The organism is Neorhizobium sp. DAR64872/K0K18, from assembly GCF_050500175.1.
Taxonomy (GTDB): Bacteria; Pseudomonadota; Alphaproteobacteria; order Rhizobiales; family Rhizobiaceae; genus Neorhizobium; species Neorhizobium soli.
In genome coordinates this window covers 3,363,389-3,378,266 of sequence record NZ_CP191446.1, presented here as the reverse complement: position 1 = coordinate 3,378,266, position 14,878 = coordinate 3,363,389, and the positions used below count along the sequence as shown (strand labels likewise).

Here is a 14,878-nt window from a genome sequence, read left to right as displayed (position 1 = left end):
ATCGTGCGAGCTCTATGCCTCGGGAAATAGTCTGCTTAGCGATCGAAGGCCCGTTGAGGCGTGATGGAGATTACGGTCGCGTTGCCGCGTGGGTGAGCCTTCGCTACGACATTAAGTGCCTTCGATGCGACACATTTAGCAACCCCCCATGGGTTGCGAAAATTAGGCGCCTTTCGAAAGGGATGCAAATCCTGCTAATCGCGCGCTATCGCATGGAAAAACGTGCCGGTCACCCTTCCCCGGAAACCGCCCGACGGACCTATTTCGTCGCCTCGACCATCTGCAATCATAGCGAGAGGTTGGTCGGTTCCGGCTTCGATCACTCGAGCATAATGGAATTCGTGGCCCCGCACCACGTCGCCTATCTTACCAATGGCACTTTCTCTCATCAGGCGCGCCTGGCGGTAGCCAAGGTTCATCTTACGCTTGGAAAAGCTCGTGGAATGGGAAAGCAGGCCGGTCATGGTGTGGCTGACGCCGTCGGCAGCCTCCAGCCTTTCGCCAAGCACCATGTAACCACCGCATTCGCCGTGAACCGGCTTGGTCTGCGAGAAGGTCTTCAGCCCCGTCTTGAACGTGTCAGCCGCTGCAAGCCGCCCCGCGTGCAGTTCGGGATAACCGCCCGGCAGCCAGCAGACGTCGCAGTCGGCAGGCGGTGCCTCGTCGGCAAGCGGCGAGAAGCGGATGATCTCTGCCCCCATCGCCTGCCATTCCCGCTTGATATGCGGGTAGAGAAAGGTAAAGGCGGCGTCTTCGGCGAGAGCGATCCGCTGTCCCGGCGGAGGCAATGCCTTTTCGGTCGTACCGGATGGGATATCGAACGGACGTGCTGCCTCGAAAATCGCGTCGAGATCCAGCGACTGTTCCATCGCATCGGCCAGCCGATCGATATGCGCGTCCATCTGCGGATGTTCGCTTGCCTGCACGAGGCCGAGATGGCGCTCGGGCAGCGTCAGCGTGGGGTCGCGCAAAATCGTGCCGACAACCGGAAGCCCGATCGCGGAGATGGCGTCGCCCGAGAGTTTTCTGTGGCGCTCGCTTCCGGCCCGGTTGAGCACGCAGGCCGCCATTTTCACGGTCGGATCATAATGCATGAAGCCGCAGGCGACGGCCGCCGCCGTCTGGCTCTGTCCCGACACGTCGAGCACCAGCAGAACCGGCAGGCCGAACAGGCGCGCGAGATCGGACGCGGCACCTGAGCGACCGGGTTCGCCTAGAATGCCGTCGAAAAGACCCATGGCGCTTTCGATCAGAATCAGGTCCGCATCCTCTGCCTGGCCGCGTGCCAGATGCCGCAGAAGATCGGGGGCCATGGCCCAGCTGTCGAGATTGAGCCCGGGCAGGCGGGTTGCCGCTTCGTGGAAACCGGGATCGATATAATCAGGCCCGGTCTTGATGCCACGCACCTTGATGCCCCGCCGCTGGAAGGCACGCAAAAGGCCGATGGTGACGCTGGTCTTGCCGGAGCCCGACCGCGGTGCACCGATGATCAGGGCGCGGGCCGTCATGGTGCAGGTCCCGAAAGGACCGCCTGCATATCGACGATCCGGCCGATCACGATCAGCGCCGGCGCCTGGAAATCCTGGCGCTGCACTTCTGCTTCAACGGTCGCAAGCGTCGCAATCATCGAGCGCTCCAAGGGTGTGGTTGCCGCCATCAGAACCGCGACGGGCGTATCGCCTGCCAATCCGCCCTCCATCAGCAGCCGCGCGATCGTGCCGATCGTGCTCACACCCATATAGACGACGATGGGCTCGCCCGTCTTCGCCAAAGCTTTCCAGTCGAGATCGCCAGGCGTGCCGGCGGCATGTCCGGTTGCAAGCGTGATCGAGCGGCTGATGCCGCGCATCGTCGCCGGAATATTGGCGCAGGCGAGTGCGGCAAGGGCAGAGGTCATGCCGGGCAGAATCCGGAAGGGGATATCGGCCTTCACCAACGCCTCCGCCTCTTCGCCACCGCGACCGAAGATAAACGGGTCTCCGCCCTTAAGACGCAGCACGCGTTTGGCCGATCTGGCGAGTTCGATCAGCCGTGCGGTAATATCGTCCTGCGCCACCGAAGGCTTGCCGCCCCGCTTTCCGACAAAGATCATGTCGTGTGTCTGCGCCAATGCCAGCACGGCGTCGGAGACCAGCGCGTCATGCACGATCACGTCGGCCTTTTGCAGCGCATCGGCGACTTCCAGCGTCAGATAGCGCGGATGACCGGGGCCGGAGCCGGCCAGCCAGACATGGCCGGGCTCGAATTCCGGTGCTTCGACGATGGTTTCGATCAACTCATTCATGGGCATGGAGTGCAAACCTTTTGCCGGCCGGTGAAGGCCGGGCTATAGAAACGACCATGGAAGCCGCCATCGATATTGACAGCAAGACCCTGCGACGTGGCTGGACCACGGGAACCTGCGCTGCGGCGGCCACGAAGGCTGCCTGTCTGGCGCTGATGACAGGCGAATTTCCGGCGCTGGTGGAGGTGACCCTGCCCGGCGGCCAACGGCCGGGTTTTGCGCTGGCCATCGAAGAGGTGGGCGAGGGTTTCGCCAAGGCTGGCATCATCAAGGATGCCGGCGACGACCCAGATGTCACCCATGGCGCGCTGATCATCAGCACGGTGCGGCGCGGCGCGGCGAAAAGCGGCATCACGTTCAGGGCAGGACCTGGCGTCGGTACGGTGACGCGGCCCGGTCTGCCGCTGCCACCCGGCGAACCCTCGATCAACCCGGTGCCACGGCAGATGATTGCGCAGGCGATAACAGAGGTTGCCGGCGAGGGCGCCGATTTCGAGGTGGAGATTTCGGTGCCCGACGGCGAAAAGATCGCCGAGAAGACGCTCAACGGCCGGCTCGGCATTGTCGGCGGAATATCGATCCTCGGCACGACCGGGATCGTCATCCCGTATTCGTGCTCGGCCTGGATCCATTCCATCTGGCGCGGCATCGATGTGGCCCGCGCGGCCGGGCTCGATCACATTTCCGGCGCCACCGGCAATACGTCCGAGAAGGCGGCGCAGGCCTATCATGGCCTCTCCGACGTCGCGCTGATCGACATGGGCGATTTCGTCGGCGGCATGCTGAAATATATCCGCAGCCATCCGGTGCCGAAGGTAACCGTTGCCGGCGGTGTCGCCAAGATGACCAAGCTCGCGCAGGGCATGCTCGACGTGCATTCCAAGCGCGGGCTTGCCGATCTCGAAGCCCTTGCCAAGGTGGCGGAAGACGCTGGCGCCGATGCCGATCTCGTTGCGCGGATCATCGCTGCAAACACTGTCGCGCAGGCGTTCGAGATGGCTGGCGCGCGTGGTCTGAAGCTCGGTGACCGCATTGCCGCGCTTGCCTGGAAGACCGCCGCAAAGTCGCTCGGCGACCCTAAGATCGCGCTGGAGATCCTGGTGTTCGACCGGCACGGGCAGCTTGCCGGACGAACGGAATTCACGCCGTCCGATCATTCCGGGTCCTTAGCCGCAGAGAGCTGATCCCAGCCGGGGCGGAAACGCCGTACATAGTCTGCATTGTATAGCTGGCTCTCGACGAAATCATTCGCTCCCAGTCCTTTGCCGACGAAGATCAGCGCGGTGCGTTCTGCCGGCTCTGCGGCCAGCTTCGCTGCAATATCGGCAAGCGTGCCGGTGATGATGCGCTCCTCCGGCCACGAGGCACGTACGACGATCGCCACCGGGCAGTCTGGACCGTAAATCGGCATCAGCTCCTCGACGATCCTGTCGAGTGCATGGATAGCGAGATGGATAGCAAGCGTTGCACCTGTCGCACCAAAAGCTTTCAGCGTTTCTCCCTCGGGCATTTTCGAGGCGCGGCCGGAGACGCGTGTGAGGACGAGGCTTTGCGCGACCTCGGGAATTGTCAGCTCCCGCCGCAACGCGGCCGCGGCGGCGGCAAACGAGGGAACGCCGGGGGTCAGGGTATAGTCGATGCCGTGCTTTTCCAGCCGGCGGATCTGTTCGGCCACGGCGCTCCAGACCGAAAGATCGCCTGAATGCAGGCGGGCTATATCCTTGCCGGCCTGGTGAGCGGCAACATATTCGGCCTCGATATCGTCAAGCGACAGGGAGCCGGTATCGATTATCCGTGCATCGGCCGGGCAATAGTCCAGCAGTTCCTTCGGCATGATCGAGCCTGCATAGAGGCAGACGGGCGAGCGGCTGAGGATATCGCGGCCACGGACGGTGATGAGATCCGCGGCACCGGGGCCGGCGCCGATGAAGTGGACGGTCATGGATAGTCTTTCGTTTGCGCCAAGGCGCAGGTGGCGCCCTGGGATATCAGCCGGGGCACGATGATTTCGGACCATTCTCCCGCAGCCGCGAGCGCCGCACCCTCGGACAGGCTGGATGACGGCGTCTGGGCCAAGCTGTGGCGGGAAACGGTCTTGGTCCGTGGCTCGGCGTCCAGCAAGGCTTGGTCGCTGACGATGTGGAGGGGAATTCCCAGCGTTTCGGCCAGCTGCAGAATGCCCGGTTCCTGCCGCTTGATCTCTCCGGTGGCGAGTGCCCCAATAGATCCCCTGATGATACCGGCCTCAGTGCAGGCCGCATCGAGCGCGGACAAAAGGTCTGCGCGCGTGGTGCCCTTGCGGCAACCCAAACCGGCGACGATCATGGTTCTGTTCCTTTTGTCCAAGTCCACTGCGTGACCGGCATGGCCGGTTTCCAACCCTGCATCGACCCGACGGGCGAGGCGCGCGAGACGTCCATGCGGATGAGGCTGCCGCCGAGCGTGGCTTTTGCGGTCAGCAGCACCGCTTCCATCTCCAGCGTCACGGCGTTGGCAACGAGCCTGCCGCCGGATTTCAGCGCTGCAGCGGCCGTCTCGAAGACACCAGGTTCGCTGCCGCCGCCGCCGATAAAGATCGCATCCGGTGGGGAGAGGCCATTGAGCGCCGACGGTGCTTCGCCCTCGACCACGACGAGGCCCGGAACCCCGAAGCTTGAGGCGTTGCGCCTGATACGCGCGGCCCGCTCGGGATGCGCTTCTATGGCGATCGCCTTCATTGAGGGATCGGCCAGCATCCATTCGATGCCGATCGAGCCGGATCCGGCGCCGATATCCCAGAGGAGCTCGTCGCGCCGGGGCGAAAGAGCCGACAGCGTCAAGGCGCGGATCTCGCGTTTGGTGATCTGACCGTCATGCTCGAACAGGGCGTCATCGAGGCCGAAGCCCAGCGGCAGAACGCGCGCCGGACCGTTTGCGGCAACGTCGATCGCGACGACGTTCAGCACGTTGATATCCTGCAATGCAAATTCGTCCGCCTGCACCTTGCGAATGCGCTCCGCTTCGCCGCCAAGCGCTTCGAGCACGGTCAGCTGCGATTTCCCGAAGCCGCTCTCCGTCAGGAGCGCCGCCAGTTCCGCAGGCCCCCGTTCATCCGATGTCAGCGCGATCACGCGCCGGCCTGGATGCAGGAGCGGGCGGATGAGATCCAGCGGACGACCATGAAGCGAGACCGTCTCGATCTCCTGCAGCGGCCAGCCGAGACGGGACGCTGCGAGCGAAAATGCGGACGAGGACGGATAGGAGACGAATTCGTCGGCCGGCACATGGCGTGACAGGGTTGCACCCACGCCGAAGCAGAAGGGATCGCCGGAGGCGAGTACGCAGACCCTCTTTCCACGCAGAGCGACGACATCGCGCATCGCTGGATCGAAGGGCGTCGACCATGGCCGTGATTCGCCTGTGATGAGGGATGAGGCGAGCTCCAGATGCCGCTTTCCGCCGAACACAAATGCGGCGGCGGCGATCGCGTCGCGGGCATTGTCGCCGAGACCCTTCACGCCATCCTCGCCGATGCCGACGATGGACAGCCAGCGGCTTTGGTTTAAAGCTCTCACTTCTGATTCAGGAGGCAACTTGACTTACTCCATCCTCATTCTGGGCGGTACGACCGAGGCGAAGGCCTTGGCCGGCCGGTTGGCGACCGATCCGGAATACCAGATCCTTGTTTCGCTTGCAGGCCGCACCAAAGCGCCGGCGGAACAGCCAGTGCCCGTGCGGATCGGCGGGTTCGGCGGTGCTGTCGGCCTCGATGCCTTCATCCGTGAGAAGGGCGTGGATCTGCTGATCGACGCGACGCATCCGTTCGCGGCGCAGATTTCCCGCAATGCGGCCGAGGCCGCGGCGTCCTCGGGTGTGGAGATCCTGGCTTTGCGACGGCCCGCCTGGTTGCGTCAGGACGGAGATCGGTGGCAGGAGGTCGGCAGTATCGAGGCCGCGGTTGCCGCGCTTGATATCGCCCCGCGCAAGGTTTTCCTGACGCTCGGCCGGCAGGAACTTCTGCCTTTCGAAGTGAGAAAACAGCATCGATACCTGGTGCGCAGCGTCGATCCGGTCGATCCGCCGCTGGACCTGCCGGATGTGACCTACATCACTGCCCGTGGGCCGTTTTCCGAGGGTGACGAGATCCGGCTGCTCGAGGAGCACGGCATCGACCTGATCGTCTCGAAAAACAGTGGCGGTCGCGCCAGTGTGGCCAAGATCAGCGCTGCACGGCGCCTCGGAATCGACGTCATCCTGATCGAACGGCCCGAGCTGCCGGATGTGCCGTCTGCCACAAGCGTGGACGTGCTGGTCGACCGGGTGCGTCACTGGACGCTCTCCCGCAGGAAACGCGGCGAATAGACGATCGGTCGGTTGCCGGTTCTTTCGATCAGCTTGGTCTCTGTCGTGCCGACGATCACGCAGGTCGCCATGTCGGCCATGTCGCCCTGAGCTTCCGCCAAGGGCACGATCCGGATCGCCTCGTCAGGCCGGCCGGCGGCGCGGCCGAAGATCACCGGCACCGTGCCCGGCAGGTTGGCGCGCAGGATCTCGAAGGCTTCATCCAGCTGATGCGGCCGCGCCTTGCTGATCGGATTGTAAAAGGCCATGACGAAGCCGGCCGTTGCCGCGGCGACGAGACGCTTTTCGATGATGGCCCAGGGTTTCAGGTTGTTCGACAGCGAAATCGCGCAGAAATCATGGCCGAGAGGTGCTCCAGCCTTTGCCGCAACCGCCAGCATGGCGGTGACGCCTGGCACGATGGAAAGATCGATATCGCGCCATTCTGCCGGACCTTCGTCGATCGCTTCACAGACGGCTGCCGCCATCGCGAAGACGCCGGGATCTCCACCCGAGACGACGCAGACTTTGCCGCCTCTCGCTGCCATGTCGATCGCCGCCTTGGCGCGTGCCAGCTCCTCGCGATTGTCAGAGGCATGGCGGCGCTGGTCCGGTCGCAGGTTCAGCCTGTCGATATAGGGAAAGTAGCCGAAGAAATCGGTTGCCGACGCAACCGCCGACAGTGCTTCCGGGGTGATCTGGTCCGGACTTCCGGGGCCAAGCCCGACGACCGTCAGCGATCCCGTCATTCTGCCGCTCCATGATCGGGCCCCGGACGATTGGTCCATCCGGGAACGAGCACGAGGGAGAAATAGGGCGCCGGGCTTTCGTCGCGGGTTTCCAGCCGCTCCGAGGCGCCGTTGGCCATGGTGCCGCGTTCGACATAGAGCGCGCCTGAAAGCTTGCCGACTGCGGCCAGCGCCCGGCGGATCTTCGGCAGGTTGCGCCCGACCTTCATGATCACGGCGCCATCGGTATCGGAGAGACGCTCGATTAGTTTTTCTTCAGACAGCGTGCCGGGAAGCACGCTCAGGATATCGTCTCCCTGCACCAGTGGCAGGCCCGTCATCGACCAGCAGCCGGACATTGCGGTGACGCCGGCAATCACGTCCACCTCGTAGCGATCCTTCAGCCGGACATGCAGATGCATGTAGGACCCGTAAAACAGCGGGTCTCCTTCGCTCAGAACCGCGACGGTCTTTCCGGCATCGAGGTAAGCTGCGACTTCTTCGGCCGACCGATCGAAGAAATCGTTGATCGGCGTCTTGTAGTCGGCTTCGTCCTTGTGGGTCTCGACCGTGACCGGATAGACGAGCGGCAGCTCGATCGTGCCCGGGCGGATATGCGCGTCGACGATGGTGCGGCCGTTACCGGAGGAGCCCTTCTTGCAGAAGAAAGCCAGCACATCCGCTTCATTGATGGCACGCACGGCCTTCAGCGTCATCAGTTCCGGATCACCCGGCCCGGTGCCGACGCCGATCAGTCTGCCCTTTATACTTTTGGGGTTCAAAGGCCTGTCCTCGCCAGCGCGTTGACGGCGGCCGCCGTCATGGCCGAGCCGCCCATGCGGCCGCGCACCACGGCATAGGGAATGCCATGCGTCGATTCCATCAGGGCTTCCTTGGATTCGGCTGCACCGACGAAGCCGACCGGCATGCCGATGATCGCGGCGGGGCGTGGTGCACCGGCATCCAGCAGTTCCAGCAGGTGAAACAGGGCCGTCGGCGCATTGCCGATGGCGACCACCGAACCTTCCATCGCGTCCCACAGATCCAGTGCCGCTGCCGATCTCGTGTTGCCGATCGTCTTTGCCAGTTCGACCGTGCGGCTGTCGCGCAACGTGCAGATCACCTCGTTGTCGGCCGGAAGCCTTGCCCGGGTTACCCCCTGTGCCACCATGAATGCGTCGCAATAGATGGGCTTGCCGGCCAGCAGCGCATTGCGGGCTGCAGAAACGAAGTCGTCGGAGAAGCGGAAATGTTCGGCCGCCTCGACCAGGCCGCAGGCGTGGATCATGCGGACTGCGACATCCGCCTGCTCTTCCGAAAATGCGGAAAGGTCGGCTTCCTCGCGGATGATCGCAAAGGACTTCAGATAGATCGCATCGCCTTCGTGGATATAGTCGTAACTGGTCATGGTCATCCTGGTATGGCCGCCTGGCAAAGCCGGTCCGGACCGATCCGGGCAAGGCAGGCAGCGGAATTTTCCCCCGAGCGCCGTTCCGATCGAACGAGAGCGGCAAGGCGGCGAAGCGTGGCGTTGGTATCGGCAAAAGCGATGGAAGCAAAGGGTTGGCCGCTCGCTTTCGCAGAGGCAACCAGCGAAACGTGATCCGGCATACCGCACAGCGTCAGTGCCGTTGCCTGCGGATGGGCGCAGCCCTTGGCGCAGCCGCTGACATGCAGCTTGAACGAGCCGTCCAGAAGGTCGGCGCACTCTGAGGCAGCGCGCGTGGCGATCTCATGGGTGGCAATGGTGCCGGAACGGCAGGCCGGGCGTCCGGTACAGGCAGCGATATGGCCGCGCGGATCGGTGGTCGACGTCACGAAACCGGTGTCTGCGGCAAATGCCGTCAATGTGCGGCACGCGGCCTGGCTGCCGAAGAATAGGAGCGAATGATCGAGCGCGGGTTTGACGGTGCGGATGTCCAGGCGGGTGGCCTCGGTGCAGAGCGCGATCAGGTTTCCGGCATGGGTCTGGCCGAAAGCCTGGCCGATGCCGGTCGCGAACGTTTCGTCCGACAGGGGATGCAGCGTGAAGGGGGAGACGGTTGCGGCAGTAAAATCGTTGGCAGGTAGACCTGAAGCGAGGTCACGACCCCGGGCATCGCTGCCCAGCGCGGCGAGCTTTCCGAGAAGCGAGACGGTCGCCTCGAGGGCCTGTGTTTCAGGCAAAACATTGAAAACGCGCGCGGAAGCTTCGGTGCCGCCAAGCAGGATCTTCCAGAGAATTTCGCTATCCGCCTCCACGGCGACCAGCCTTATATCAGCGATCAGCCCGGACAGTGTCAGGCGACCCGTACCATCGACGATGACAGATGTCTTTGGCGCAAGGCCTTGGATGTCGCGGGCACGGTCTCTGATTGCGTCTGCCAGAGGGCGCGGATCGGCAATCTCGGTCGGGTCCTCACCGCCAAGCGGCGGCACTTCGACGGCAAGGCCGTCGCGCAGCGGCAGGTCCAAGGCGCGCACTTCGGCCTCGAGCTGCGGCGCGGAGGCTTCGCTCAAGCCCCGGATCTGCAGGTTGCCGCGGGCGGAAATATCGATCATGCCGTTGCCGTGGCGCATTGCCAGACGGCAGAGATCGGCCAGTTGTTCCGGCGCAAGTGCATCGGTCAGTGGCACGCGCGCAAGCAGGCCGTCGCCGGTCATCATCGGCGCAGACAGGGCAGGGCAGGCGCCGCGTCTCATATCCGGTTCGGCTTGGTCGCGTGCAAATGCCGTCATGCGACCAGCCTTTCGCAGTCGTCTGCCAGCATTTCCAACTCGGCATCCACCGCGTTGCGGCGCGGATGCCAGAGACCGCGATCGAGCGCCGCGCGGAACCGCAGGCCCATGTAGCGGGCGCCTTCGGGGTTCTGGGACAACAGGAAGTCGCGGACTTTTTCGTCACCCAGATAGGCGTCATAGGTCGCATCAATCAGCGATTGCGGAACGGCGTGGGTGGTCTCGGCAAAGCCGATCAGCCGGTCGACGGTTTCGACCAGTTCGGCTGCACCGCGGGGACCGTGGCGCATCTGGCCGGCGATGAAGCGTGGGTTGACGGCACGGGCGCGCACGACCCGGGTCACGGCCTCGGAGATGGAGCGGGCTTTCGGCTTCTGCGGATCGGTCGTATCGAGCGCGATCACATCCGCCTTGCCGCCAAGTGCCGCGACGGCTGCCGAAAAGCCGCCGATGAAGGCAACGTCGGCGGAACCATCGAGAAGATCGCGGCCGGGATCGTCGCCGGTATGGACAAGCAGGTCGGCGCTGCCGATTCGCTCGGCAAACCCGCCGGGAACGTGGACGCCGTCGCCATCAGCGCCGCCGAACGCGTGGCTGGTGGCATCGAGATAGAGACGGCCGAGTTCCTCGCGTTCGCCCCAGCTGCCGTCGGCAAGCTTTTCCTCGATGCCGGAACCGTAGGTGCCGGGGGCCGAACCGAAGATGCGCGGGGGCACGTGGCCGAGCGCTAGCGCGTCTTCTGCCAGCGGATTGTCGCCCGGGGCTTCCTCGCGCGCGGCAATCGCCCGCATGGCGGCATCGAGAAGCGCGATCAGTGCCGGAAACATGTCGCGGAACAGGCCTGAAATCCGAAGGCTCACGTCGATGCGCGGGCGTCCAAGCGTGGCCGGTGCCAAAACCTCGATACCGGTGACACGGCCAGTCGCGGCGTCCTGCACGGGTCTGGCACCCATCAAGGCCAGGACCTGCGCCACTTCCTCGCCGCCGCTTCGAAGCGAAGCGCTGCCCCAGAGGTCGAAGACGAGGCTTTTCGGCCAGTCGCCATGGTCCTGCAGGTATCGGCGCAATATCTCGTCGGCGGCGCGCTTGCCGAGTTCGAAGGCGGTCGGGGTCGGCAGGGTGCGCGGATCGCTGGCGTAGAGATTGCGGCCGGTCGGCATCACGTCGCGGCGTCCACGGGCGGGTGCGCCCGACGGGCCGGGGCGGATATGCCGGCCATCAAGCGCATCGAGCAGCGCCTGCATTTCGGTGCCGGCACTGGTGATCCGCAGCGGATCCTCGTCACCGGCTGCGATTTCACCGAACACGTGCTGGCCGTCCTTGATGGCGAAGTCCTTGAGGTCGCAGAGAAACGCATCGATGCGGCTGAGTGCTGTGTCGGGGTCGTCGTCGCCTGTGATCCCGGCCTCGGATGCCAGTCCGCAGTCGCCGGCGGTCTCGACGATCAGTTTTGCCAGCCGGTCGCGTCGGCGCTTGTCCAGCCCGTCCGCCTGCGCGTATTCGTCGACCAGCAGCTCGAGTTTCGTCTGCTCGTCCGAAAGGCCTGCGCCTGTCAGAACCGGCGGCAGGTGGCCGATGGTAACTGCGGAAATGCGCCGCTTGGCAACCGCCGCCTCGCCGGGATTGGACACGATGAAGGGATAGATGACCGGCAGGCCGCCGGTCACAAGTTCCGGGAAGCAGTCTTTTGACAGCGCCACGGTTTTCCCAGGCAGCCATTCCAGCGTGCCATGGGCGCCGACATGAACGATCGCATGGGCACCCACGGCACTGCGCATCCATTGACCGAAGGCGTTGAGGGCGTGGCGCGGCGGCAGGTCCGGGCTGTGATAGTCAGTGCGCCGGTCGGCATCGCGGCCACGGTCCGGGGCAAGCGCCACCGTGACATTGCCGAACTGCGCGGCGCGGAAACGATAGGCGCCGTCTTCGAGATCCGCGTCCATCGCGGGTTCGCCCCAGGCGGCATCGATGCCAGCTGAAGGGCTGTAGGTTGCAAGCGGAAATTGCGCCGTTCTTTCGGCCAGGAGATCCAGAAGCGCGCGCGGGGTTTGCGGGATATCCGAAATCGAATAGCCGGCTGTCGATAGCGTGCTGAGGATCGTCAGAACGCTTTGCGGCACATCGAGACCGACGGCATAACCGGTGCGGCCCGGCGCACTCGGATAATCCGGCATCAGGATGACGAGCTTCCGCTCGGCCCTCGAAACGGTCTTCATGGCCAGGAAGGCGGCGATCCGGTCTGCGACGTGTTCGATACGGTCCGGTTCGGGCCGGTTGACGAGATCGGCCGTCTTGTCGCCCGCCTTGAACGAGATCGCGCCGGCAAGAATGCGGCCGTCCAGTTCCGGCAGCACCACATGCATGGCGAGATCGGAAGGGTTGAGGCCGCGGCGGCCTTCCATCCAACCGTCGCGCCGTGTCGTTGCGGTCACCAGCTGGAAGACGGGAACCCTTGAGCGGTCGAAGATCGTATCGCCGTTGTCATCGGTCGCACTTGCAAAGGCTGTCGTGGTGAGAATGGCGGCCGGATCGAGCTCTGCGATCGCCTGTTCGACAAAGCCGATGGTTTCCGCATCCTTCAGGCCGCCGACGAACATCGGCATCGGTGCGAACCCGCGGGCGGCCAGTGCCTCATACATCGCGTCGATCGGGGCCGCATCATTGGCAAGCAACGTGGAGCGATAGAACAGAATCGGCAGCCGCTGCGCATCGGGCGGGAAGCCAGCAGTAAGCTCATCGGCGGTCGAGATGCCGTGGCCGGGCTTGTAGAAACCCCGCTTCGGCATCGGCGTCGCGGTCGGCAAGCTTTGCGTATCGTCGTTTGCCAGCGCATCCAGCCGACGCGCCAGACGCTGCATATTGTCCGGCCCGCCTTCGCGGAAGAAGGCAAGAACGTCCGTCAGCGTCGCATCGGGCACTGTCGAGGCAGCGGCCAGGCGGTCGTCGCTGATGCTGCATTCCCCTGGCAGCATCGCGAGCGGGATCTTCTTGCGCTTCGCCAGTCGCGACAGCTGATCGGCGCCATAGGCCCAGCGATCATAGCCGCCGAGAATGCGCACCAGGATAAAGCGCGCGTGGGCGGCGGTCTTTTCGAGCCACAGATCGACGGACATCGGATGGCGCAGGTCGGAGATATTGGTGAGGCAGAGGCTCGCCTTGCCATCGCTCCAACCCGCTGCAATGCCGTTCAGGTCACTGCCGGAAAAAGACAGCACCACCACATCCGCCGGCGACTGGTTAAGGTCGACCGGCTCGATCAGGTCGTCGAGCGACGACGAGGTGGTGGCGAGAATATGCATCCTTTTCCTTCTACAGCCCTCTTATGCTGCCAGCATCTTTTCGATCGCCGCCCGGTCCATCCCCTTTTCACCGATCACGACGAGGCGGCTCTGGCGGGTCTCGCCGGGGCCCCAGGCGCGGTCAAAGTAATGATTCACGCGCGAACCGACCGCCTGGACCTGAAGACGCATAGGCTTGTTGGCAACGTCGACAAAACCCTTGATGCGCAGCACGTTTTCCGCTTCTGCCGTGGCGGAAATGCGGGCAGCGAGTTCGTCCGCATCGGCAACGGCTGGAATATCGATGACGAAACTGTCGAAATCGTCGTGATCGTGATCCAGCTCGTCGTCATGATGGGTCTTGCGGTTTTCAATATCGTCCTCGACGGCAAGGCCGAGACCGATCAGCACGCTCGGATCGACGGCGCCGTTTGCGGCCGGCACGATCTTCACCGCGCGCGGCAGATGCGCCTGGACGCGGCCCTTGGCGGCGGCAAGCGACGCCTGGTCGAGAAGGTCGGTCTTGGTCAGCACGATCATGTCGGCGCAGGCGATCTGGTCCTCGAACACTTCCTCGACCGGGTCGTCGTGATCGATCGAGCTGTCCTCGCTGCGCTGCGCTTCGAGCGCTTCGTGATCGTCGGCCACGCGACCTTGCGCAAGCGCCAGACCGTCCACCACGGCAATGACGGCATCCACCGTCACGCGGGCCTTCACATCCGGCCACTGAAACGCCTGGACGAGCGGCTTCGGCAGGGCAAGGCCGGAGGTTTCTATCAGGATATGATCGACGCGCGGTTCGCGGGCCAGGATCTGGTCGATCGCCGGAACGAAGTCGTCGGCGACGGTGCAGCAGATGCAGCCGTTGGCAAGTTCGATAATGTTGTCGTCAGGGCAGCTTTCGATGCCGCAGCCCTTCAGCACGTCGCCATCGATGCCGACATCGCCGAACTCGTTGACGATGATCGCGAGCCGCTTGCCCTTGAGGTTTTCGATCAGGTGACGGATCAGCGTCGTCTTGCCGGCACCGAGAAACCCGGTGATCACGGTGCAGGGAACGCGGTCGAATGAAACGCTCATGAAGGCATGTCCTCGTGGTGCTGGAATGGTGGAATGCGGGCCGTCATGCCCTTGCCGCGAAGGCACATGGGGCGGCCGCGAAGGGGAAGTAGACCGCGCTCGTCGTCAGCCAGCATCATCGCGCCGACCAAGATATCCTCGACCGTGTCGAGCGACAGATGACCAAAGACATAGGACCAGCCGGAGCGATGGTTGAAGGCAGCACTTGGGCCTTTTTCGCAGTTGGCAAGGCAGGTGACGGGTTTGATGGAGAGCGGTTTGCCGGCGGCCGCCTCGCGAAGTGCCGCCATCAGGCCGATGCCCGGGCGCGCTTCGCTATCGGAAGCCTCGCGACAATTGGTGCAGACGAAAATCGTCACATCCGGCTCGCCGGCAAGGCCGTCTGCGGACGCGTCGCGCTCGTCTTTTCGTTCGTCAATCACCATCGTGTCGCACTACCGCCCAAGCCAATAACATCGGGGTGCACGACA

At 64.1% G+C, this 14,878-nt stretch carries 14 protein-coding genes; 2 read left to right on the top strand and 12 right to left on the bottom strand.

The annotated features are described in order from the left end of the window. Nucleotides 1–194: 194 nt before the first annotated feature. Together ACQY1P_RS21905 and cobA are read right to left on the bottom strand one after the other, a co-directional pair. A complete protein-coding gene (locus ACQY1P_RS21905) occupies nt 195–1,508 on the bottom strand; it encodes a cobyrinate a,c-diamide synthase (protein ID WP_430255464.1) in 1,314 nt (437 codons plus the stop codon). Beyond that, nucleotides 1,505–2,290, bottom strand: coding sequence for a uroporphyrinogen-III C-methyltransferase (gene cobA, locus ACQY1P_RS21900; protein WP_430255462.1), 786 nt, complete (start codon nt 2,288–2,290; stop codon nt 1,505–1,507). Before cobA ends, ACQY1P_RS21905 begins: the two co-directional genes overlap by 4 nt. Nucleotides 2,291–2,352: 62 nt before the next feature. Here cobA and ACQY1P_RS21895 point away from each other — a divergent pair, with 62 nt between their 5' ends. Next, the gene (locus tag ACQY1P_RS21895) at nt 2,353–3,468 is read left to right on the top strand and encodes a cobalt-precorrin-5B (C(1))-methyltransferase (protein ID WP_430256756.1); all 1,116 of its coding nucleotides are present in this window, start codon (nt 2,353–2,355) and stop codon (nt 3,466–3,468) included. Here the strand turns inward: ACQY1P_RS21895 and cobM are convergent. Genes cobM through cbiE form a run of 3 tightly spaced genes read right to left on the bottom strand, consistent with a single transcriptional unit; the run spans nt 3,438 to nt 5,856 of the window. Continuing rightward, nucleotides 3,438–4,226, bottom strand: a complete 789-nt coding sequence (gene cobM, locus ACQY1P_RS21890) for a precorrin-4 C(11)-methyltransferase (RefSeq protein WP_184655616.1) — start codon at nt 4,224–4,226, stop codon at nt 3,438–3,440. The two genes, ACQY1P_RS21895 and cobM, sit on opposite strands and share 31 nt — an antisense overlap. Next, nucleotides 4,223–4,609, bottom strand: coding sequence for a cobalamin biosynthesis protein (locus tag ACQY1P_RS21885; RefSeq protein ID WP_062463559.1), 387 nt, complete (start codon nt 4,607–4,609; stop codon nt 4,223–4,225). Before ACQY1P_RS21885 ends, cobM begins: the two co-directional genes overlap by 4 nt. After that, on the bottom strand, nt 4,606–5,856 hold the full coding sequence (cbiE, locus tag ACQY1P_RS21880; RefSeq protein ID WP_430255460.1) for a precorrin-6y C5,15-methyltransferase (decarboxylating) subunit CbiE: 1,251 nt from the start codon (nt 5,854–5,856) through the stop codon (nt 4,606–4,608). Before cbiE ends, ACQY1P_RS21885 begins: the two co-directional genes overlap by 4 nt. 1 nt (nt 5,857) lies before the next feature. Here cbiE and ACQY1P_RS21875 point away from each other — a divergent pair, with 1 nt between their 5' ends. Continuing rightward, entirely contained in the window at nt 5,858–6,625 is a 768-nt protein-coding gene (locus ACQY1P_RS21875; protein WP_430250807.1) for a cobalt-precorrin-6A reductase, read from the top strand. Here ACQY1P_RS21875 and ACQY1P_RS21870 read toward each other — a convergent pair. From ACQY1P_RS21870 to ACQY1P_RS21840, 7 genes are read right to left on the bottom strand one after another with little or no spacing between them, the layout of a single operon-like run. Next, entirely contained in the window at nt 6,589–7,353 is a 765-nt protein-coding gene (locus ACQY1P_RS21870; RefSeq protein WP_192088363.1) for a precorrin-3B C(17)-methyltransferase, read from the bottom strand. The two genes, ACQY1P_RS21875 and ACQY1P_RS21870, sit on opposite strands and share 37 nt — an antisense overlap. After that, the gene (locus ACQY1P_RS21865; protein WP_113112120.1) at nt 7,350–8,114 is read right to left on the bottom strand and encodes a precorrin-2 C(20)-methyltransferase; all 765 of its coding nucleotides are present in this window, start codon (nt 8,112–8,114) and stop codon (nt 7,350–7,352) included. Before ACQY1P_RS21865 ends, ACQY1P_RS21870 begins: the two co-directional genes overlap by 4 nt. Further along, nucleotides 8,111–8,740: a precorrin-8X methylmutase gene (locus tag ACQY1P_RS21860; protein WP_430241649.1), complete on the bottom strand. Its 630-nt coding sequence runs from the start codon at nt 8,738–8,740 to the stop codon at nt 8,111–8,113. The genes ACQY1P_RS21865 and ACQY1P_RS21860 overlap by 4 nt, the downstream gene beginning before the upstream one ends. 2 nt (nt 8,741–8,742) lie before the next feature. Next, complete coding sequence (cobG, locus tag ACQY1P_RS21855; protein ID WP_430255458.1) at nt 8,743–10,050, bottom strand: precorrin-3B synthase; 1,308 nt, start codon at nt 10,048–10,050, stop codon at nt 8,743–8,745. Next, nucleotides 10,047–13,349, bottom strand: coding sequence for a cobaltochelatase subunit CobN (cobN, locus tag ACQY1P_RS21850; protein ID WP_430255456.1), 3,303 nt, complete (start codon nt 13,347–13,349; stop codon nt 10,047–10,049). Before cobN ends, cobG begins: the two co-directional genes overlap by 4 nt. 21 nt (nt 13,350–13,370) lie before the next feature. Continuing rightward, complete coding sequence (gene cobW / locus ACQY1P_RS21845) at nt 13,371–14,408, bottom strand: cobalamin biosynthesis protein CobW (RefSeq protein WP_430255454.1); 1,038 nt, start codon at nt 14,406–14,408, stop codon at nt 13,371–13,373. Continuing rightward, nucleotides 14,405–14,833: a DUF1636 family protein gene (locus ACQY1P_RS21840; protein ID WP_430255452.1), complete on the bottom strand. Its 429-nt coding sequence runs from the start codon at nt 14,831–14,833 to the stop codon at nt 14,405–14,407. Before ACQY1P_RS21840 ends, cobW begins: the two co-directional genes overlap by 4 nt. Between the last annotated feature and the right edge of the window lie 45 nt (nt 14,834–14,878).

Coding starts and splice junctions, on each gene's coding strand:
- ACQY1P_RS21905 (WP_430255464.1), bottom strand. CDS start 1,508: ATGACGGCCCGCGCCCTGATCATCGGTGCACCGCGGTCGGGCTCCGGC.
- cobA (WP_430255462.1), bottom strand. CDS start 2,290: ATGCCCATGAATGAGTTGATCGAAACCATCGTCGAAGCACCGGAATTC.
- cobM (WP_184655616.1), bottom strand. CDS start 4,226: ATGACCGTCCACTTCATCGGCGCCGGCCCCGGTGCCGCGGATCTCATC.
- ACQY1P_RS21885 (WP_062463559.1), bottom strand. CDS start 4,609: ATGATCGTCGCCGGTTTGGGTTGCCGCAAGGGCACCACGCGCGCAGAC.
- ACQY1P_RS21870 (WP_192088363.1), bottom strand. CDS start 7,353: ATGACGGGATCGCTGACGGTCGTCGGGCTTGGCCCCGGAAGTCCGGAC.
- ACQY1P_RS21860 (WP_430241649.1), bottom strand. CDS start 8,740: ATGACCAGTTACGACTATATCCACGAAGGCGATGCGATCTATCTGAAG.
- cobG (WP_430255458.1), bottom strand. CDS start 10,050: ATGACGGCATTTGCACGCGACCAAGCCGAACCGGATATGAGACGCGGC.
- cobN (WP_430255456.1), bottom strand. CDS start 13,349: ATGCATATTCTCGCCACCACCTCGTCGTCGCTCGACGACCTGATCGAG.
- cobW (WP_430255454.1), bottom strand. CDS start 14,408: ATGAGCGTTTCATTCGACCGCGTTCCCTGCACCGTGATCACCGGGTTT.
- ACQY1P_RS21840 (WP_430255452.1), bottom strand. CDS start 14,833: ATGGTGATTGACGAACGAAAAGACGAGCGCGACGCGTCCGCAGACGGC.